17 protein-coding genes and 1 pseudogene are annotated in these 20,155 nt (G+C 68.3%); 9 read left to right on the top strand and 9 right to left on the bottom strand.

Annotated features, from left to right (window positions below; genetic code table 11):
* Nucleotides 1–86: 86 nt before the first annotated feature.
* The 8 genes from HWX03_RS05340 to HWX03_RS05305 all read right to left on the bottom strand — a co-directional run bounded on the left by HWX03_RS05340 (nt 87) and on the right by HWX03_RS05305 (nt 8,237).
* Entirely contained in the window at nt 87–395 is a 309-nt protein-coding gene (locus HWX03_RS05340; RefSeq protein WP_175870558.1) for an EthD family reductase, read from the bottom strand.
* A 61-nt stretch (nt 396–456) separates the two neighbouring features.
* Nucleotides 457–1,938: an MFS transporter gene (locus HWX03_RS05335; RefSeq protein WP_175870557.1), complete on the bottom strand. Its 1,482-nt coding sequence runs from the start codon at nt 1,936–1,938 to the stop codon at nt 457–459.
* A 50-nt stretch (nt 1,939–1,988) separates the two neighbouring features.
* On the bottom strand, nt 1,989–2,585 hold the full coding sequence (locus HWX03_RS05330) for a TetR family transcriptional regulator (RefSeq protein ID WP_175821135.1): 597 nt from the start codon (nt 2,583–2,585) through the stop codon (nt 1,989–1,991).
* A 132-nt stretch (nt 2,586–2,717) separates the two neighbouring features.
* Nucleotides 2,718–4,190 carry an NAD-dependent succinate-semialdehyde dehydrogenase gene (locus HWX03_RS05325; RefSeq protein WP_175870556.1) on the bottom strand — a complete coding sequence of 491 codons (1,473 nt, stop codon included), beginning with the start codon at nt 4,188–4,190 and terminating at the stop codon, nt 2,718–2,720.
* A gap of 106 nt (nt 4,191–4,296) precedes the next feature.
* Nucleotides 4,297–4,788, bottom strand: coding sequence for a winged helix-turn-helix transcriptional regulator (locus HWX03_RS05320; protein ID WP_006749694.1), 492 nt, complete (start codon nt 4,786–4,788; stop codon nt 4,297–4,299).
* Between the two features lie 84 nt (nt 4,789–4,872).
* Nucleotides 4,873–6,273, bottom strand: coding sequence for an aspartate aminotransferase family protein (locus HWX03_RS05315; RefSeq protein ID WP_175870555.1), 1,401 nt, complete (start codon nt 6,271–6,273; stop codon nt 4,873–4,875).
* 163 nt (nt 6,274–6,436) lie between these two features.
* A complete protein-coding gene (locus tag HWX03_RS05310; protein ID WP_175870554.1) occupies nt 6,437–7,363 on the bottom strand; it encodes a glyoxylate/hydroxypyruvate reductase A in 927 nt (308 codons plus the stop codon).
* 13 nt (nt 7,364–7,376) lie between these two features.
* Entirely contained in the window at nt 7,377–8,237 is an 861-nt protein-coding gene (locus HWX03_RS05305; protein ID WP_175870553.1) for a GNAT family N-acetyltransferase, read from the bottom strand.
* Between the two features lie 473 nt (nt 8,238–8,710).
* Between HWX03_RS05305 and HWX03_RS05300 the strand changes: the two genes are divergently transcribed.
* A complete protein-coding gene (locus HWX03_RS05300; protein ID WP_175870552.1) occupies nt 8,711–9,379 on the top strand; it encodes a haloacid dehalogenase type II in 669 nt (222 codons plus the stop codon).
* Nucleotides 9,380–9,563: 184 nt separating this feature from the next.
* Nucleotides 9,564–11,102: a methyl-accepting chemotaxis protein gene (locus HWX03_RS05295; RefSeq protein WP_175870551.1), complete on the top strand. Its 1,539-nt coding sequence runs from the start codon at nt 9,564–9,566 to the stop codon at nt 11,100–11,102.
* Nucleotides 11,103–11,158: 56 nt separating this feature from the next.
* Here the strand turns inward: HWX03_RS05295 and HWX03_RS05290 are convergent.
* Nucleotides 11,159–11,293 (bottom strand): annotated as a pseudogene (locus HWX03_RS05290) (AraC family transcriptional regulator); the annotation flags it as partial.
* Nucleotides 11,294–11,900: 607 nt separating this feature from the next.
* On the opposite strand from HWX03_RS05290, the gene HWX03_RS05285 reads away from it, so the two are divergent.
* The 7 genes from HWX03_RS05285 to HWX03_RS05255 all read left to right on the top strand — a co-directional run bounded on the left by HWX03_RS05285 (nt 11,901) and on the right by HWX03_RS05255 (nt 20,155).
* Nucleotides 11,901–13,484: an ABC transporter substrate-binding protein gene (locus HWX03_RS05285; protein ID WP_175870550.1), complete on the top strand. Its 1,584-nt coding sequence runs from the start codon at nt 11,901–11,903 to the stop codon at nt 13,482–13,484.
* A gap of 79 nt (nt 13,485–13,563) precedes the next feature.
* Nucleotides 13,564–14,517, top strand: coding sequence for an ABC transporter permease (locus tag HWX03_RS05280; RefSeq protein ID WP_175870549.1), 954 nt, complete (start codon nt 13,564–13,566; stop codon nt 14,515–14,517).
* Between the two features lie 30 nt (nt 14,518–14,547).
* On the top strand, nt 14,548–15,504 hold the full coding sequence (locus tag HWX03_RS05275) for an ABC transporter permease (RefSeq protein WP_175821152.1): 957 nt from the start codon (nt 14,548–14,550) through the stop codon (nt 15,502–15,504).
* Complete coding sequence (locus tag HWX03_RS05270) at nt 15,504–17,372, top strand: ABC transporter ATP-binding protein (protein ID WP_175870548.1); 1,869 nt, start codon at nt 15,504–15,506, stop codon at nt 17,370–17,372. Before HWX03_RS05275 ends, HWX03_RS05270 begins: the two co-directional genes overlap by 1 nt.
* A gap of 139 nt (nt 17,373–17,511) precedes the next feature.
* Entirely contained in the window at nt 17,512–18,846 is a 1,335-nt protein-coding gene (locus tag HWX03_RS05265; RefSeq protein ID WP_175870547.1) for an FAD-binding oxidoreductase, read from the top strand.
* 23 nt (nt 18,847–18,869) lie between these two features.
* Nucleotides 18,870–19,301, top strand: a complete 432-nt coding sequence (locus HWX03_RS05260; RefSeq protein WP_069250084.1) for an AraC family transcriptional regulator — start codon at nt 18,870–18,872, stop codon at nt 19,299–19,301.
* Between the two features lie 119 nt (nt 19,302–19,420).
* Complete coding sequence (locus HWX03_RS05255) at nt 19,421–20,155, top strand: cupin domain-containing protein (RefSeq protein WP_175870546.1); 735 nt, start codon at nt 19,421–19,423, stop codon at nt 20,153–20,155.

Genomic DNA, 20,155 nt, shown 5'->3' with positions numbered 1-20,155 from the left:
TCCCGATACCCGATCGTTCGCGGTGCGATCGGACAAGTTATCAATGGCACCAGCCGGAACCGATGCATGGCGGCGCGCGATCGCCGTTACGGCACGCGCGAGAACACATCCGTGATGTGCCGATCGGGTTCGATATCGGTGAACGCATCGATATCGGCCATGACATCTGCCGTCTCCGCGGACGCGAATGCGGCGTCCAGCGCCGCGCTGTTCTTGAAACGACACATCGCCACGACGATCAGTTCGCTATCCTCACGTGCCGGAAAGAAAGCGTCGATATAGTCGAGCCCGTACGGTTTCCAGGATTTTTCCACCAGCGGAATGTGTTGCTCGACGTAGTAACGGGAATCGAATCGCGTGCCTGCGGCTCGGCGATAAGAAACGACGACATACATGAAGAACCTCCAGATCGGACTGCTACGGCGATGAATGTCGATACGGGCAAATACGGGCGATTTACGGCCGTTTGCCTTCGGGGCCGAAGCCCGGACGGGCAGTAGCCCGCATCGAGGTATGCGCGGCGGTCGCGCGGGCGAACGAGATGCCCAGCGCGGCGCCGACAGCGAGGAACACCGAGATCGACAGGAGTGCGACGATGAACGCGTGTGCGATGGCCGCCGGATCCTGGCGCGTGCCGAGCGTCGTATAGAAAATGCCGCCGATGATCGCCACGCTGAGCGACGTGCTGACCTGCAGCGTCGAGCTGGCGATGCCGGCGATCATGCCGGAAAGCGCCGGTGCGACGCGCCCCGTCACCATGCGCATCAGCGTCGGCAGTGCGAGGCCTTGTCCGAAACCGATGACGAAGAGAACGACGGCGAGCGGCACGGCAGCGAGCGGCATCCCGATCGGCGTGGCATCGATCAACCACGCGAGGCCGACGAGCCCGACGATTTCCAGGCTCATGCCGAATGGATTGACGTAAGCGCCGATGACGCGTGAGCAGAAGGGCGTCGACAACGGGCCGAGCAGGAACCCCACGCCGAACGGCAAGAACACGAGGCCGGCACTCAGCGCGTCGACGTGCAACGCGTTCTGCAGATACACCGAGAACAGCAGGAAGAACGCGCCGATCGAGTACAGCAGCAGCGCGATCAGCAACGCGCGGCCCAGCCCCGGTGCGCGCAGTGCGGCCGGATCGAGCAGCGGTGCGCCGCCGCGGCGGCCCAGCCGGCGCTCGTAGCGCCAGAAGAACCAGGCAAGGGCCGGCACCGCGATCAGCGACACCCATGCCCATACGGGCCAGCCTGCCTCGCGCCCCTCGATCAGCGGCACGATCAGCGCGCCCAGCGTGAGCATCGACAGTGCAGTGCCGCCGAGGTCGAGCTTGCGCGCATGCTGCGCACGCGTTTCCTTCAACAGCGGAATCCCGAACAGGACGACCAGAATCGCCAGCGGCAGGTTGACGAGGAAGATCGTGCGCCAACCCAGATTCAACAGATTCAGCGAGATCAGGATTCCGCCTAGTGCCTGCCCGACCACGGCGGCGAGACCGAACACCGCGCCGTACAAGCTGAGCGCGAGCGGCTTTTCCGATTCGGGGAAGATCGCCTGGATCGAAGCGAGCGCCTGCGGCGCCATGATCGCGGCCGTCACGCCCTGCAACGCGCGGCCGACGATGAGCGCCCACGGCGAACTCGCGAGACCGCACAGCGTCGAGGCGATCGCAAAGCCGATCAACCCGAGGAAAAACACGCGCCCGCGGCCGAACAGGTCGCCCAATCGTCCGCCGGTGATCAGCGTCACCGCGTACAGGCCCGCATACGATGAAATGACGAGTTGCTCGGCCGACGACGACGCGCCCAGTTCCGCGCGGATCGACGGCAGCGCGACATTGACGATGAAGAAGTCCAGCGGCGGCAGGAACGCGCCGACGAGCAGGACCGAAAACATGGCCCAGCGACGCGGGTCGGGCGATACGGGATCATTCCGTGACATGGATGGCTCTCCATACGGAACCGTTCGGTTCCAAATTGGGTAAAAAAATATCAGTCGAGGATGCGCATCGTGCGGTCGACCAGCGCGAGCATGTCGTCCTCGGGCACCCCGGTTTTTCCCAGCACGCGCATGCCTTCGATCTGGCAGACGAGCAAACGCGCCAGCACCTGTTCGTCCTGCTCGGCGATCTCGCCGCTCGCCTGGCCACGAACGATCGCACCGGCATAAAGCTGTTGCAGCCGCCGGAACATGCGCCCGGTGCGTTCCGCGACATCCGCGTCGCGCGCGGCCAGTTCCGTGGTCATCGCGACCGCGAGACATCCCCGTCGGCCCGCCTCGCCGACCGACAGGCGGGCATAGCGCAGCAGCGAGTCGCGAATGGCGTCCTTCACGGCGCCGGGTTGCGACAGGATGTCCGCGGTCGCCTTGAGCCCGTCGGCCATATACAGATCGAGCGCCGCCAGCAGCAGCGCCTTCTTGTCGCCGAACGCCTTGTACAGACTGCCCCGCGACAAGCCGGTGCCGGCCATCAGGTCGGGCAGGGACGCACCTTCATATCCGCGGTCCCAGAAAACGTCCATCGCGTCGCGCGCGGCATCACCAAGTTCGAATTCGCGGGGGCGGCCCACGCCAGCCGGATTTGCCATTGATCGGTTTCGCAAACGATGCGGTGCCTGAAGTTGGATTCATTATATGGACCGATCGGTTCCGATGTCAACGCGTGTATGTCGACCGGGTGCGGCGATGGCCGTCCTCGCGGACGGCCCGGACTCACCCGATCACTCGAGCCCGCCCTGGCACAGGTACTTGATCGACAGGTAGTCGTCGAGGCCATAGCGCGAGCCTTCGCGGCCATAGCCCGATTCCTTCACGCCGCCGAACGGCGCGGCCTCGCTCGCGAGCGCGCCTTCGTTGATGCCGACGATGCCCGTTTCGAGCCGCGCCGACACGCGCGCGATGCGCCGCACGTCCTGCGTGTAGAAATACGCGGCGAGCCCGAACGGCGTGTCGTTCGCGGCGTCGACGGCGTCGTCCTCGGTCTCGAAGCGAAACAGCGCGGCGACCGGGCCGAAGGTTTCCTCGCAGGTGAGCTGCATGTCGGCGCTGGCGTCGGCAAGCACCGTCGGCGCGTAATAGTTCGCGCCAAGCTCGGTCAGGCGCTTGCCGCCCGTCAGCACGCGTGCGCCGCGTTCGACGGCATCGCCGACGTGGCGCGCGATCTTGTCGACCGCACGCGCGTTGATCATCGGGCCGATCTGCGCGGCCGGGTCGGTCGCCGGCGCGACCTTCAGCGCGGCGACGCGCGCCGCGAGCTTCGCGGCGAACGCGTCGTAGACGCCGGCCTGTACGTACACGCGATTCGGCGACACGCAGGTCTGCCCGCCGTTGCGGAACTTGGCGGCCATCAGCCCGTCGACCGCGGCATCGAGTTCGGCGTCGTCGAACACGATGAACGGCGCATTGCCGCCGAGCTCCAGCGACAGCTTCTTCAACGTCGCCGCCGATTCGCGTGCGAGCAGCTTGCCGACGGGCGTCGAGCCGGTGAACGTGATCTTGCGTACGCGGCCGTCGGCGAGCCAGTCGGCCGCGGCGTCGATGCCGCGTTCGCGCGATGCGGTGATCAGGTTCAGCACGCCGGCCGGTACGCCGGCTTCCTGCGCGAGAAACGCGAGCGCGAGCGCGGTCAGCGGCGTGTCCTCCGCCGGCTTCGCAACGACCGTGCAGCCGGCCGCGAGCGCGGGCGCGATCTTGCGCGCGATCATCGCGAGCGGGAAATTCCACGGCGTGATCGCGGCGACGACGCCGATCGGCTCCTTCACCGCACTGAGCCGCTTGCCGCGCTGCTGCTGCGGGATCAGGTCGCCGTACGTGCGGGTCGCTTCCTCGGCGAACCACAGCACGTACGACGCGCCGTAGGCGACTTCGCCGCGCGCTTCGGCAAGCGGCTTACCCTGTTCGCGCGACATCAACTTCGCCAGATCGTCGGTGTGCGCGACGATCGCCGCATGCCATGCACGCAGGATCGCCGCGCGTTCGCGCGCGGGCGTCGCGCGCCACGCGGGCAGCGCGCGGGCTGCCGCGTCGGTGGCGGCGCGTGCGTCGGCGGCGCCGCTGTCGGGTGCGTGGGCAACGGTCTCGAGCGTGGCGGGATCGGTGACGGCAAAGCGGCGGCCGTCGAGCGCATCGCGCCACGCGCCGTCGATCAGGTTGGCGGTGCGAACGAGTTCGGTTCGGGACAGCGTAAGCGGCATGACAGGTCCTTGAATGAAGCGGTTCGACGACAACGACGGCGGAGCGGGCGTGCGACGACCCCACGCGGACAGCGGGCTGCTGCGTTACGGGATGCCGCGCCGGGTGTCAGTGACGTTCGCCGAACAGCGATTCGAGCGGGTAGTGCCGTTTGACGAACGGCGACTTGATGATCACGTAACTGAAATACTTCTCGATGCCGATGTTCTGCTCGAGCAGCCCTTCGACGATCGTCTGGTAATGGCTCACGCTGCGCGTGATGAACTTCAGCAGGTAGTCGTAGCCGCCGCTCGCGAGGTGGCATTCGACGATCTCGTCGACGTTGCGGATCGCCGCGACGAAGCGGTCGAAATCCTCGCGCCGGTGGTCGGCCAGCGTGACCTCGGTAAACACGACCTGCACGTCGCCGAGTTTCTCGAGCTGGATGTGCGCGCCGTAGCCGCCGATGTAGCCGGCCTTCTCGAGCCGCTTCACGCGGATCAGGCATGGACTGGGCGACAGCCCGACCGCATCGGCCAGCTCGACGTTGGTCATGCGGCCGCGCTTCTGCAACTGGGAGAGGATGCGCAGGTCGATGCGATCCAGCTTGCTGTCCGTCATGTTCACGTGAGAGGGAAAAATGGAATGTCCGGTTACTTTAGAGTCGAACGATGGCGGCCACAAGCCCGGCTTTCCCTTGGCCTGTCAGGCCGGCTGCGCGTGCGCGGCGTCGAGCGCGCGCTGCACGCCCGCGTCGGCCAGCACGTCGTCGAGCGTCTTGCGCACGCGTTCGAACAGCAGGTCGAACTCGCCCGCGGTGAAACTCAGCGCCGGCGCGAAGCCGAGCACGCCGTCGCCGAACGCGCGGAACACCACGCCGTTCGCGTACGCGGCGGCCGCGATCTTGTCCGGCACGTTCAGCGCCGCGTCGAAGCGCGTCTTGTGCGCCTTGTCGGTCACCAGTTCGAGCGCGCCGAGCAGGCCGACCGAGCGTGCGTCGCCGACGAGCGGGTGCGCGCGTAGCGCGTCGAGCCCCGCGGCGAAGCGCGGCGCCAGCGCCTGGCCGTTCGCGAGCAGCCCACCTTCGTGATAGAGCTTCAGCACCTCGAGGCCGATCGCCGCGCTCACTGGATGCGCGGAATACGTATGGCCGTGGCCGACCACCGGCGAATCGGCGCGGTCGCCCGCGATCCCTTCGTAGATTTCGTCGGACATCAGCACCGCGCCCATCGGCGCATAGCCGGCGGTCAGTCCCTTCGCGACGGTCATCAGATCCGGATCGACCTGCTCGGCCTCGCACGCGAACAGCGGGCCGGTGCGGCCGAAGCCGGTGATCACCTCGTCCGCGACGAACAGGATGCCGAGGCGCCGGCACGCGTCGCGCATCGCCTTCAGCCAGCCGGCCGGCGGCACGATCACGCCGCCGGAACCTTGCACCGGCTCGCAGAAGAATGCGGCGACGTTGTCCGCGCCGAGTTCGGCGACCTTCGCTTCGAGCGCGGCGACCGACGCGGCGATCAGCGCCTGCGGATCGTCGCCGAGCGGATGGCGGTACGGGTAGGGCGACGGAATATGGTGCTGGTCCGCACGCGGCAGGTCGAAATGACGGTGGAACGCGGGCAGCGCGGTGAGCCCGGCGCCGACCGACGACGAACCGTGATAGCCGCGCTCCAGCGCGATCATCTGCTTCTTCGACGGGCGGCCGGTCGCGTTGAAATAATGCGTGATGAAACGGATCGCGGAATCGACCGCGTCCGAGCCGCCGAGCGTGAAGTACACGCGGTTCAGCGACGGCGGCGCGAGCGCGGCGAGCCGTTCGGCGAGTTCGATCGCCGGCTGCGAGCCGAAATGGAAATAACCGGTCGCGTAGGGCAGCTTCGCCATCTGGTCCGCGGCGGCTTTCACGATGCTGTCGCGGCCGTAGCCGACATTCACGCACCACAGGCCCGAGAACGCGTCGAGCAGCGTGTGGCCCGCGGCGTCGCGCAGGAACACGCCGTCCGCGGATTCCAGCACGGTGACGCCGCGCGCCTCGTGCGCACGGTAGTTGACGACGGGGTGGATCAGGTGTTGACGATCGGCTTCGATCAGCGCGGCTTGGTTCATGGGAAGGCGGGACTCTCGTCAGGTGTCAGCGGTGAGTTCATGCTACCGGGCGAGAAATCCGCATGCGCCTTCAATTTGCGGCCCGAAACGTATGCGCGCGGTGTTTGTACGGGGCGCTTCGGCATTTTCTGCTGCGCGCCCGGCAGGCGTGGCCGGGCGTATATCAGTAGCCGCGTGCGCGATCGACGACGCCGATCATCGGCTGGCCCGCGCGATGGCGCGCGAGGTTCGCGAGCACCGCGTCGACCGCGGTGTCGGGCCGCGTCGCGCTGGCGATGTGCGGCGTGATGCGAATGCGCGGATGCGTCCAGAACGGATGGCCGGCCGGCAGCGGTTCGGGATCCGTCACGTCGAGGATCGCGCTGTCGACGCGGCCGCTCGCGAGCGCCGCGAGCAGCGCCGCCGCATCGAGCTGCGGGCCGCGCCCGACCTGCACGAGCGACGCGCCGGCCGGCAGCGCGTCGAACACGCGCGCGCCGAGCAGGCCGCGCGTGCTGTCGGTCAGCGGCAGCAGGCAGATCAGGATGTCGGTGCGGGCGAGGAACGCGTCGAGCGCCGCATCGCCTGCATAGCAGTCGACGCCGTCGAGCGTGCGCGGCGTGCGGCTCCAGCCGGCGCACGGGAAACCGAAGCGCCGCAGCGTGTCGAGCACGGCCTGGCCGAGCGTGCCGAGCCCGAGCACGCCGACGCGCCGCGACGCGGCCGCGCGCACGGGATGCTCGCGCCACACCTGGTCGCGCTGCTGCACCGCATAGTCGAACAGGTCGCGATGGATCGTCAGCACGGCCTGCGTCACGTATTCGATCATCCCTTCGACGATGCCCGGCTCGATCATCCGCACGACGGGAATGTGCGACGGCACGCGCGACAGGTCGAACTGGTCGATGCCGGCGCCGACCGAGAACACGACTTCGAGATTCGGCAGCAGCGCGACCGGGTCATCCGGTGGCTGCCATGCGGCGAGATAGCGGACGGCCTCGGCGTCGCCGAGGTCCGGCCAGATCCGGAACGGCAGATCGGGCGCCTGTTGCGCGAAGCGCACCGCCCACTGCGCGCCGCGCACCGGGTCGGCCTTGTAGAGAAAGCTCATCGTGTGCCCCCGCTCAACCGAGCGCCTGGTTCACGATCGCGAACGCGCGCAGCGCCGGGTCGGGTTCGGGCGTTGCGCCACGAGCCATCGCGACGACGGTGTCGACGCGCGGCAGCCCGAGCCCCTGCAGCCAGTCGGACAGCCCGCTGTCGCCCGGCACGTCGAGCCGCACGAACATGCCCTCGTTCAGCGCGAGCCAGTGGCTGATCAGCGCTTGCGCGCGCAATGCATCGGGTGCGACCACCGGGCCGATTACGTGGCCGCGGCCGAACCGGCGGAACAGCGCGAAGCCGAGCAGCTCGCCGTCACGGTCGAGCGCGATCCCGTTCGCGACGTCGAGCAGCGCCTCGATCACCGCGCCGCGTTCGTAGCCGGTCGCGCGCGACGCGAGCGCGGCGAGGCGCGGCCCGTCGTTGGTGCCGAGCGGGCGCAGGCGCTCGCCGGGCGGCAGCGAGATCAGCGGCGGCTGGAACGCCGCGCCCTGGTGCTGGTCGATCGTGCCGATTGCGTCGAAGCCGAACTTCGCGTACAGCGGTTCGCCGGACGGCGTCGCATGCAGGAACACGGTCCGCGTGCCGAGGCTGTCGACCACGCGGGTCATCAGTTCGCGACCGATGCCGCAGCCCTGGCGCTCGGGCGACACGATGACCATGCCGAGGGATGCATGCGCGTCGTCGAAGCGCCAGCCGAGCGCGGTGCCGACGACGCCGGATTCATCCTCGGCGACGAAGCCGCCGCCGAGCTGGAACGCGAAGCGCCAGTCGTCGAGCCGGTGCGGCCATTTGACGGCTTCCGACAGACGATGCGCGGCGGGCAGGTCGGTTTCGGCGAACGGGCGATAGATAAGCGTGCGGGAAGGGTTGAGGTCGGACACGCCGGACTCCGGATGGGTGGAAATGACTCGTTCACTCTGCCAGCGCGGTCGCGGCACGGATAGGACGATTCGCCTGTTTTCGGGCCACGGCGGCCGGCCGCGCGAGATCGATGCAAACCCGCTCGACCGGCGCGCACGAACGCGCGGATCGTGCCGGCGCGGCCGGTCAATCCGACCACTCCTGCTGTGGGAACGGCACTACGATGCATGCACGGCGGCGCTGCCGCCTGCCGAAGGGCCGCACCGGCAGGCGAGCCCGCCGCGGTGGCGCGGCGCCCACCGGCCGGCGCCGCTGCGCCGCGCCGCGCCCGATCGCGCCGCAGATCGTGCTGCATGTGCCGGGCAACACGCGGCGATTCTGCGTTTTGAGCGGCGCCGAATGATGCGCGAACGGCTTTTTGCCCTGATTCAATTTCGTTAAACCCAGCCCATCCCCCGGCCCTGCCGGGGCTTCACACCGACAGGACCTGACCATGATCCAGTTTGAACCGAAGTACATCACCTTCGACTGTTACGGCACGCTGACCCATTTCCGGATGGCCGAGACGGCGCGCGAAATCTATGCGGATCGGTTGTCGCCGGCCACGATGGAGGCCTTTGTGCGCGCGTTCGCCGCCTATCGGCTCGACGAGGTGCTCGGCGCGTGGAAGCCGTACCGCGATGTCGTCGTCAACTCGGTCCGCCGCACCTGCGCGCGGCTCGGCGTGAAGTTCGACGAAGCCGAGGCCGAGCTTTTCTATCACGCGGTGCCGACCTGGGGCCCGCACCCGGACGTGCCGGCCGGGCTGTCGCGGCTGGCGTCGAAGTACAAGCTGGTGATCCTGTCGAACGCGATGGACGAGCAGATCATGAGCAACGTCGACAAGCTCGGCGCGCCGTTCCATGCGGTATTCACCGCGCAGCAGGCGCAATCGTACAAGCCGCGGATGCAGGGCTTCGAATACATGTTCGACCAGCTCGGCTGCAAGCCCGAGGACGTGCTGCACGTGTCGTCGAGCCTGCGCTACGACCTGATGACGGCCGAGGATCTCGGGATCAAGCACAAGGCCTTCGTGAACCGCGGCCACGAGCCGGGCACGCCGTTCTACAACTATTACGAAGTGTCGGACATCGGCCATCTCGCGACGCAGCTCGGTCTGTAAGCCGACTGCGCCGGCGGATTCACCGAACGTCGCGACGGGGCGTGGCCGCGATGCCGTCGCGGCCCGTCGCGTCGCGCGTTCGATCAGCGCACGAAACGAGGGTAATTACCGATATCGAGTCGTTCAAGGTGGGGCCGCCCGGGCCGATATATGTACCGAACGGTTAATATTTCGAGGCCCCCGCATGAAGTTGTCCACCAAACTGCTGATGCTCGTCGCCGCGGCGCTGCTCGGTGTCGTCCTGCTCGCCGCGTTGTCGCTGCACACGCTGCGCGACGCGCTGATCGACAGCCGCCGCGAAGAGATCGTCATTCTGCTGACCAAGGCCGAGCATCTGGTCGATTCGTATCGCGCGCTGCAGACGAACGGCACGCTCACGCAGGAGCAGGCGCAGCAGCAGGCCAAGGCCGCGCTGTCGGCGCTCAACGCGAATTCGAAGAGCTACTTCTGGGTCACGACGGCCGACGGCGTCAACCTCGTGCACCCGAACGCGAAGTTCATCGGCACGCGCGCGAAGGGCAACCGCACGACCAGCGGCCTGACCGACAGCGAGGCGTACCGCTCCGGAATGGCGCAGTCGCATTTCGCGCTCGTCGACGTGCTGATCAAGCGCAGCCCCGACGCGGACCTGGAGCCGAAGCTCCAGGGCGTGGTCGCGATTCCGGACTGGGACTGGTGGATCGGCACCGGATTCTTCTACGACGACATCAATGCGGCGTTCGCCCGGCTCGCGATGGTGCTGGGCGCCGTCGCGCTCGTCATCGCCGCGGCGCTCGCGGCCATCGCATGGGGTGTGCTGCGCAGCGTCAGGCGTACGCTCGGCGGGGAGCCCGCGCATGCGGCGCGGATTGCGGCCCGCATCGCCGCCGGTGAACTCGATGTGCAGTTCGATACGGCGCACGCCGCGCCCGGCAGCCTGCTCGTCGCGCTCGGCGACATGAAGGCGCGGCTGACCGAAACCATCGCCGAAATCCAGACCACGACCCACTCGATCGCCACCGGCACCGGCGAGATCGCGCAAGGCAACCTGGACCTGTCGCAGCGCACGGAGCAGCAGGCCGCGTCGCTGCAGGAAACGGCCGCGAGCATGGAGCAGATCACGTCGACGGTCAAACAGAACGCCGACAACGCACGCCAGGCGAATGCGCTCGTGACCCAGGCGAAGGATGCGACCGAACTCGGCGGCGCCGCCGTGCAGGCCGTCGTCGAAACGATGCGGCAGATTTCGGATGGATCGGTGCGGATCGCGGACATCACCGTCGTGATCGAAAGCATCGCATTCCAGACCAACATTCTCGCGCTCAACGCCGCGGTGGAAGCCGCGCGGGCCGGCGAGGAGGGGCGCGGGTTCGCCGTCGTCGCGTCGGAAGTCCGCTCGCTCGCGCAACGCAGCGCCGCGGCCGCGAAGGACATCAAGGGCTTGATCGACGCGTCGGTCGAGCGGGCCGGCAGCGGCAGCCGGCTGGTCGAGACGGCCGGCGCGCGCATGACGGAGATCGTCCGGTCGATCGACCGGGTGGCCGACATCATGGGCGAGATTTCGGCGGCCTCGGCCGAGCAAAGCACCGGCATCGAACAGATCGGGCTGGCGGTCGCGCAAATGGACGAAGTCACCCAGCAGAACGCCGCGCTCGTCGAGCAGGCTGCCGCCGCCGCGTCCTCGCTGGACGAGCAGGCGGCGCGCCTGCGGGCCGCCGTATCGGTATTCCGGCTCGCTGCGTGACGGCTTCGTGCCGCTCACTGCCAGCCAGCGCATCACCCCGCCTTCTTCGCGCCGCGCCGGCACACTTTCGCCAACTGCGCATCGGCCGGCAGCGGCGCATGCAGCGACAGGCGCGGCATCGTCGCGATTTCGGCGACCAGCAGATCCATCAGCTTGCCCGCGCGGCCGTCGACGTCGTACATCGCCGGCATGCCGGTAACGGACGCGTCGCCGCATGGCGCCGCGGTTCCTGACGGCTGCACGGGCCCGGTTTCCGGGCAATCCCGTCATCTTCCCGCCTTCTCGCCAAGCCGCTCCGATGGAGCGGCATTCCTCTGAACTTTCAGACGCGGCGTGCCGTCGTGACCGCCACCGCTGACGCCCGTGCATGCGGCGATCTGCCGCATCGTACCGCTCGCTTCAGCCGTCGTCGGCATGCGGACACGCATTCGACACAAACGTGCGGTTTGCACGAGCCAAACGCGCGCCGGATGCCGAACGGGCAATTTTGTCGGCGCAATCTGCGGCGGCTGCGGCCTTACGATTTCCTGCATCGACACGGGTTCGGCAGCCGCCGCGACACGCCGCCGGGCACACGGCGACACGGGCGCGCACGCAGCAATTCATGCTGCGCGGGCGGCTCAAAACGGTCGATTCGTATCGTGCGGGCGGCCCGAATCGCGACAAACCGCATTTTGGCGATGCTTAAATGAATTCCATGTGCACGACGTCGCGCCCGCCACCAGCAAGCGGGCGCGGCGCGATTGAACAACCACGCTGGACCCTTGGACCCACTTCCCACAGTCAGGAGCAGTTCGGATGAGCGACGATATCGACAACGGCGGCAAGGGCGGCTTCACGCGCCGCGACATGATGAAGGTCATGGCGGCGAGCGGCATGATGGCCGCCGGCGCCGGCGGACTGCTGATGACCCCCGGCTCTGCATTCGCCGCGCCCGCGCCGAAGCGCGGCGGCAAGATCCGGGTCGCGAACGAAGCCGGCTCGACGGCCGATACGCTCGACCCGGCCAAGGGCTCGACGGGCGCGGACTACACGCGCTTCTTCATGTTCTACAGCGGCCTCACGCAGCTCGATGCGAGCCTCACGCCGCAGATGAACCTCGCCGAGTCGCTGCAGACGACCGATGCGAAGACGTGGATCATCAAGCTGCGCAAGGGCGTCACGTTCCACGACGGCAAGCCCGTCGGCCCGGCCGACGTGGTGTATTCGCTGATGCGCCACAAGAACCCGGCCACCGCGTCGAAGGTGAAGCCGCTCGCCGAACAGTTCGCCGACGCGAAGGCAACCGGCCCCGACGAAGTCACGCTCACGCTCGCCAGCGCGAACGCGGACCTGCCGGTGATCCTCGCGACGCCGCAGCTCGTGATCGTCAAGGACGGCACGACCGATTTCTCGACCGGTATCGGCTGCGGCCCGTACAAGCTGAAGTCGTTCAAGCCGGGCGTGTCGACCGTCGGCGTGCGCAACGACAGCTACTTCAAGCCGGGCAAGCCGTATCTCGACGAGATCGAGCTGATCGGCATCAGCGACAGCGCCGCGCGCCTGAACGCGCTGCTGTCGGGCGACGTGCACCTGATCAACGCGATCGATCCGCGCTCGACGCAGCGGGTCTCGTCGACGCCGGGCTACGCGCTGAAGGAAACCAAGTCGGGCCTCTATACCGACCTGATCATGCGCAGCGACAACCCGATCGTCTCGAGTCCCGATTTCGTCGAAGGGATGAAGTACCTGTTCGATCGCGAGCAGCTCCGCACGGCGGTGTTCCGCGGCTACTCGGTGATCGGCAACGACCAGCCGATTCCGCCGGGGCATCGCTACTTCAACGCGTCGCTGCCGCAGCGGGCGCACGATCCGGACAAGGCGAAGTTCCTGTTCCAGAAGGCGGGCGCGCTGGGCGCCACGTTGCCGCCGATCTATGCGACGTCCGACGCGAACGGGTCGATCGAAATGGCCGTGCTGCTGCAGCAGGCCGGCCAGAAGATCGGGTTGAACCTGCAGGTCAACCGCGCGTCGCCCGACGGCTACTGGTCGAACCACTGGATGAAGCACCCGCTCACGTTCGGCAACATCAACCCGCGTTCGAGCGCCGACGTGCTGTTCACGCAGTTCTTCAAGTCGGATGCGACATGGAACGAGTCGGGCTGGAAGAACGCGAAGTTCGACCAGCTGCTGCTCGCCGCGCGTTCGGAAACCGACGATGCGAAGCGCAAGCAGATGTACGGCGACATGCAGGTGATCGTCGCGCAGCAGGGCCGGGTCGGCATTCCGGCGTTCATCAGCTTCCTCGACGGATACGACAAGCGGCTCGCGGGCCTCGGTTCGATCCCGACCGGCGGGATGATGGGCTTCATGTTCGCCGAGAACGTGTGGTGGAACGCATGACGTTGTGGCTGGCCGCCGTCGCGCGGCCGGTGCGGACCACCGCGCCGGCCACGCGCGGTTTTTTCGGGAGTACTGCTCCATGAACCGAATTCTCATCGGCCTGATCGGCCGGCGCATCGCGGTCACCGCGCTGACGCTGCTGATCGTGTCCGCGATCATCTTCACGATCACGAACCTGCTGCCGGGCGACGCCGCGCAGGCCGCGCTCGGCCAGTCGGCGACGCCGGAGACGGTCGCCGCGCTGCGCCAGCAGTTCGGTCTCGACATGCCGGCGCACGTGCGCTACGTGCACTGGCTCGGCGGGCTGCTGCACGGCGATTTCGGCCGGTCGTTTTCCGGCGACATGCCGGTGTCGGAACTGATCGGCGGACGCCTGCCGAAGTCGCTCGCGCTCGCGGCGATCACGACCGCCGTGTCGGTGCCGATCGCGCTGCTGCTCGGGATCCTCGCGGCGGTCAAGCGCGAGTCGGTGATCGACCGCGCGATCAGCCTCGGCACGCTGTCGCTCGTCGCGACGCCGGAATTCCTGATCGCGACGGTCGCCGTGCTCGTGTTCGCGGTGAAGCTGCGCTGGCTGTCCGCGCTGTCGTACAGCGGCCCGATCGACAGCCTGCACGATTTCCTGCGTGCGTATGCGATGCCGGTGCTGACGCTGTGCGCGGTCGTGATCGCGCAGATGGCGCGGATGACGCGCGCCGCGGTGATCGAGCAGTTGAGCGCGTCGTATGTCGAGATGGCCGTGCTGAAGGGCGCAAGCCCCGCGCGCGTCGTGCTGCGCCATGCGCTGCCGAACGCGATCGGCCCGATCGCCAATGCGATCGCGTTGAGCCTGTCGTATCTGCTCGGCGGCGTGATCGTCGTCGAGACGATCTTCAACTATCCGGGCCTCGCGAGCCTGATGGTCGACGCCGTCAGCAACCGCGATTTCCCGTTGGTCCAGGCGTGCACGCTGATCTTCTGCGTCGCTTACCTGACGCTCGTGCTGTTCGCCGACCTGTGCTCGATCGTGTCGAATCCGCGACTGCGCACCTGAGTGTTTCGTCTTTCTTCCGAGATGCCGCCCATGCAACCGATCGATCCCGTACAACGCAGCAGCGCGCTGCCGCCATCCGGCGACCCGCCCCTCGGGCGGGGCAGCGTGCCGCCTGCCGCACCTGCTCCCGACCAGCCGCGCAAGCGCCGGGGCGTGCGCATCGCATTGACCGCCGGCGGCCGCGTCGGCCTGTCGATGGTCGGCCTGATGCTGTTCGTCGCGGTGTTCGCGCCGCTGCTCGCGCCGCATGACGTCGGCGCGATCATCACGCCGGACGTGTTCTCGCCGTTCAGCGCGAAGCTGCCGTTCGGCTCCGACTTCCTCGGCCGCGACATGCTGAGCCGGATCCTGTACGGCACGCGGCTGACCGTGCTGCTCGCGCTGGCCGCGGTGCTGCTCGCCGCGGTGACCGGCACGACGCTCGGGCTGCTCGCGACCGTGTCGGGCCGCGCAGTCGACGAGACGATGAGCCGGCTGCTCGACGCGCTCACGTCGATTCCGTCGAAGATGTTCGCGCTGATGTTCGTCGCCGCGTTCGGCTCGTCGCTGCCGCTGCTGGTCCTCACCGCCGCGGTCAGCTACATGCCCGGCTCCTACCGGATCGCGCGCGCGCTGGCGGTCAACATCAGCACGCTCGAATTCGTGCAGGTGGCGAAGGCGCGCGGCGAGAGCGCGCTGTACATCGCGTGCGTCGAGATGCTGCCGAACATGATCCACCCGATGCTGGCGGACACCGGGCTGCGCTTCACGTTCGTCGTGCTGCTGCTGAGCGGCCTGAGCTTTCTCGGGCTCGGCGTGCAGCCGCCGTATGCGGACCTCGGCTCGCTCGTGCGCGAGAACATCGCGAGCCTCGGCGACGGCTCGGCCGTCGCGATCATGCCCGCGGTCGCGATCGCGATCCTGACGGTGGGCGTCAACCTGATGATCGACGGTCTGCCGCATCGCGGCCGCCGCAAGGGCGCGGCCGGCGCCGCCGGAGGACACTGATGCGACACGAATCGAACCCGCTCGTCGAGGTGCGCGGGCTGCGCGTGGTCGGCGGCCGGCCGGGCGGCGAGGAAACGACGATCGTCCACGGCGTCGACTTCGACATCGGGCGCGGCGAGGTGCTCGCGCTGATCGGCGAATCGGGCTCCGGCAAGACGACGATTGCGTTGTCGCTGATGGGCCATGCGCGCACCGGATGCCGGATCGCCGGCGGCTCGGTGAAGCTCGACGGCACCGACGTGTGCACGCTGTCCGCAGCGGCGCTGACCGCGCTGCGCGGCCGCAAGGTCGCGTATATCGCGCAGAGCGCCGCCGCCGCGTTCAACCCGTCGCGCACGATTCTCGACCAGGTGATCGAGAGCGCGCTGATCCACAAGACGATGACGAAGCGCGACGCGCAGGCGAAGGCGATCGAGCTGTTTCGCGCGCTCGCGCTGCCGGAGCCGGAGACGATCGGCAAGCGCTATCCGCACCAGGTATCGGGCGGGCAGTTGCAGCGGCTGATGGCCGCGATGGCGCTGATCACCGATCCGGAGCTGGTGATCCTCGACGAGCCGACCACCGCGCTCGACGTGACCACGCAGATCGACGTGCTGCAGGCGTTCAAGAGCGTGATCCGGCGCTACGGGATGAGTGCGGTGTACGTGTCGCACGACCTGGCCGTGGTCGCGCAGATGGCCGACCGGATCGTCGTGCTGAGCGACGGCGTGATCCGCGAGGCGGGCGCGACCGAACAGATCCTGCATGCGCCGACGCACCCGTACACGCAGAGCCTGATCGCGGCGGTCACGCCGAACGATGCCGAACGCGACGCGCAAGCGGAACAACCGGCCGCGCCGGCGCCGCTGCTCGACGTGCGCGGCGCGATCGCGGGCTACGGCGGCCGCACCGCGAACGGCTGGCCCGCGAAGGTGATCCTGCACGAAGTCGACCTGCGCATCGGGCGCGGGCAGACGGTCGGCGTGATCGGCGAATCGGGCTCCGGCAAGACGACGCTCGCGAAGGTGATCGCGGGCCTCGTGCCGGCGACCGGCGGCGCGATCCTGCTCGACGGCGAGCCGCTCGCGCGCGATATCGGCAAACGGACGAAGGAGCAGCATCGCCGCGTGCAGATCGTGTTCCAGAATGCCGATACCGCGCTCAACCCGGTGCATACCGTCGAGCGCACGCTCGCGCGGCCGCTCGCGTTCTACCACGGGATCAAGGGCGCGCGCGCACGCCAGCGCGTCGCGGAACTGCTCGAGCTCGTGCGGCTGCCGCCGGCGGTGGCCGCGCGGCGTACCGGCGAGCTGTCGGGTGGGCAGAAGCAGCGCGTGAACCTCGCGCGCGCGCTCGCGGCCGAGCCCGACCTGATCCTGTGCGACGAGGTCACGTCGGCGCTCGACACCGTCGTCGGCGCCGCGATCATCGAATTACTGCGCGACCTGCAGGCGAAGCTCGGCGTGTCGTACGTGTTCATCACGCACGACATCGCGAAGGTGCGCGCGATCAGCGACGACATCGTCGTGCTGTATGCGGGCCGCCGCGTGGAGACGGGCAGCCGCGACGCGCTGTGCGCGCCGCCTTATCACCCGTATTCGCACTTGCTGGTGTCGTCCGCGCCGGAACTGCGTGCGGGCTGGCTCGACGATGCGGCCGAGCGTTGCCACCGGCCGCTGGTGCCGATCGGCGAGCGCGAGAACGAGGCCGAGCTGTGTCCGTTCCTGTCGCGCTGCGCGATGCGCGTGGACGGCGTGTGCAACCGGACGGCCCCGTCGCTGCGCACGCTCGGGAACGGCGCGAAGGTGCTGTGCCATCGCAGCGAGGAGGATCTCGCGCGCTTCCAGGCGGAGCCGGCGTCGGCGGGTGTCACGCCGGTGCAGTTGTAGTGTATGGCGCGCGAGCCGTTCATCGCGCGGCGCGGTGGCCGGCCCGCCGCATAGTCTGCTGCTGCGGTCGCGCAAAACGGCAATTTGTACGCGTGCCGCGCGCGAATACGCGGCAACTGCGGTTTTTGACGGTGATTAAATGATTCTCATTGAACGGTCGCCGATCGTCGTTGCCGGCATGCAAAAGAAGGATCCGATGAAACTGGAATCGTACTGGCTGGATACCCGCCCCGCGTTTCGCGCCGGTAGCGAAGGCCCTGTCGAAGGGCGGGCCGACGTGGTCGTGATCGGCGGCGGTTTCACCGGCTTGTCGGCGGCGCTCGCGCTCGCGCAGCGCGGCGTTTCGGTGGTCGTGCTCGAAGCCGCGCAGGTCGCCGGCGAAGCGTCGGGCCGCAACGGCGGCCAGTGCAATACGGGCGTCGCGCAGGACTACGCGTCGCTGGCCGCGCGCATCGGCGCCGAGCCCGCGAAGCAGTTCTATCGCGCATACGAAAGCGCCGTGAAGAGCGTCGAGACGATCGTGACCGAACACGCGATCGACTGCGACTTCCTGCGGGCGGGCAAGCTGAAGCTCGCCGCGAAGCCGCAGCACTTCGCGGGGCTCGCGAAGACGTTCGATGCGTTGCGGCGCGACGTCGATCCGGACATCGAACTGATCGAGCCGTCGCGAATCCGCGACGAAGTCGGCTCCGATGGTTTCTACGGCGGGCTCCTGCAGCACAACGGCGCGCAGATGCACATGGGCAAGTTCGGCGTCGGGCTCGCGCAAGCGGCCGTGCGCGCGGGCGCACGCGTGTACGAGCACGCGGCCGTCACACAGCTCGAGCGGCTCGACGGCGAGCGCCACCGGATCACGTGTACGCGCGGCACGATCGTCGCCGACCGCGTGCTGGTCGCGACCGGCGCATCGCAGCAGGGGCCGTTCGCGTGGTTCCGGCGACGTATCGCGCCCGTCGGCAGCTTCATCGTCGTGACCGAGCCGCTGCCCGACGCGCAGTTGAACCGGCTGTTGCCGCATCGCCGCGCGTACGTGACGTCGCGCCAGATCGGCAACTACTTCCGCGTGACGCCCGACAACCGGCTGCTGTTCGGCGGCCGCGCGCGCTTCGCGATGTCGAGCCCGCGCTCCGACGCGAAGAGCGGCGACATCCTGCGCGCCGGCATGGCCGACTACTTCCCGGAACTGGCCAGCGTGCGGCTCGACTACTGCTGGGGCGGGCTGGTCGACATCACCGCTGACCGGCTGCCGCGCGCGGGCCAGCACGACGGCCTCTATTACTCGATGGGCTACAGCGGCCACGGCGTGCAGATGTCGGTGCACATGGGCCGCGTGATGGCCGACGTGCTGTATGGCGCGGCCGCGTCGAACCCGTGGCGCGAGCTCGACTGGCCGGCGATACCGGGCCATTTCGGGCACGCGTGGTTCTTGCCGCTCGTCGGCGCGTATTACCGGATGCAGGATTTCCTGCATTGATGCGAGCGCCGGGAGAATTCGACATGACAGTGCAATTCGTTGGCTCGCCGCGTGTCGCGCGGCCCGTCTCGCCGGCGATCGGCGACGTGCTGCGCACGATCGACGCGTCGTTCGCGCAGCCGCTGAACCTGGACACGCTCGCGGCGGTGGCCGGGTTGAGCGTGTCGCGTTTCACCGCGCGTTTTCGCAGCGAAACCGGGCTGTCGCCGCATCGGTATCTGTGTCTCGTGCGGATACGGCGGGCGCAGGACCTGTTGCGCGCCGGTCTCGCGCCGTCGGTCGTCGCGACCGACGTCGGCTTCTTCGATCAGAGCCATCTGTGCCGGCATTTCCGGCGCGTGCTCGGCATCACGCCGCGCGATTACGTGGTCGCCCGAACGGGCGGCGCGCCGGTGCGAACGCCATCGACGCGCCTGCGCGCCGAACGCCGCGAAGCGTCGTGTCACGCGGCGTAAGCGCACGCATGGACGACATGCCCCGCTGAGGATTTCCGGCAGGAGCGCCGGCGAACGACGATTTCCGATATCGCGCGACGGCTTTGAACCAGGCCGCCACGCACCGCACAGGAGCAGAAATGACCGCAGTTTTCGTGTTGCACCGGGCCGACGGCGCACCGTCTTCAACCGCATTCCGCCAGCAGGCGTTCGGCGCGAGCGATCCGTTCGCGTCGCATCGCGAGATTGCGTGGGAAGGCCCCGATGCAACGGCCGCCGGGCGTATCGGCTTCGTCGGCGAGCTGGACGTGCCGAGCTTTCCGCACATCGAAACCCTCGTCGTCGTCACAGGCGAGCTGACGCTCGAAGCGGTCGGGGCCGCCCCGCTGGTGCTCGGCGCGGGGCAGGGCGCCGTTATCGGCAGCGGCACCGCACTGCGCGTCGCCGCGCAATCACCCGTGCTGCTGATGTTCTGTGCGGCAGCGTGCGAGACACCGACGAAGCAAGGCGTCTTTGCGCTGCGCGCCGACGCGGACTTCAAACCGTCCGCCACGCTGCCGGCCGAGGTGCTGCTGGGCCCCGCGCCGGAATGCCGCAGCGACAACGTGTTCACCGACGACGGCGCCGAATACTGCGCGGGTACGTGGGATTCGACACCGTATCACCGGATCGTCCGGCCGCATCGCGCCAACGAGTTCATGTTCCTGCTGGACGGCGGCGTACGGTTCGCGGCGCCCGACGGCAGCGTGCTGTCGCTCGGCGCCGGCGATGCGCTGTTCGTGCCGCGCGGCGCGACGATCGGGTGGGAAAGCAGCGAACGCGTGGCGAAGTTCTACGTGATGCAGAACGTCAAACCCTCCACCGAACGAGACTGA

It is taken from the genome of Burkholderia sp. BCC0397 (assembly GCF_902832865.1).
GTDB lineage: Bacteria > Pseudomonadota > Gammaproteobacteria > Burkholderiales > Burkholderiaceae > Burkholderia.
This window is presented reverse-complemented; position numbering and strand designations above follow the sequence as displayed.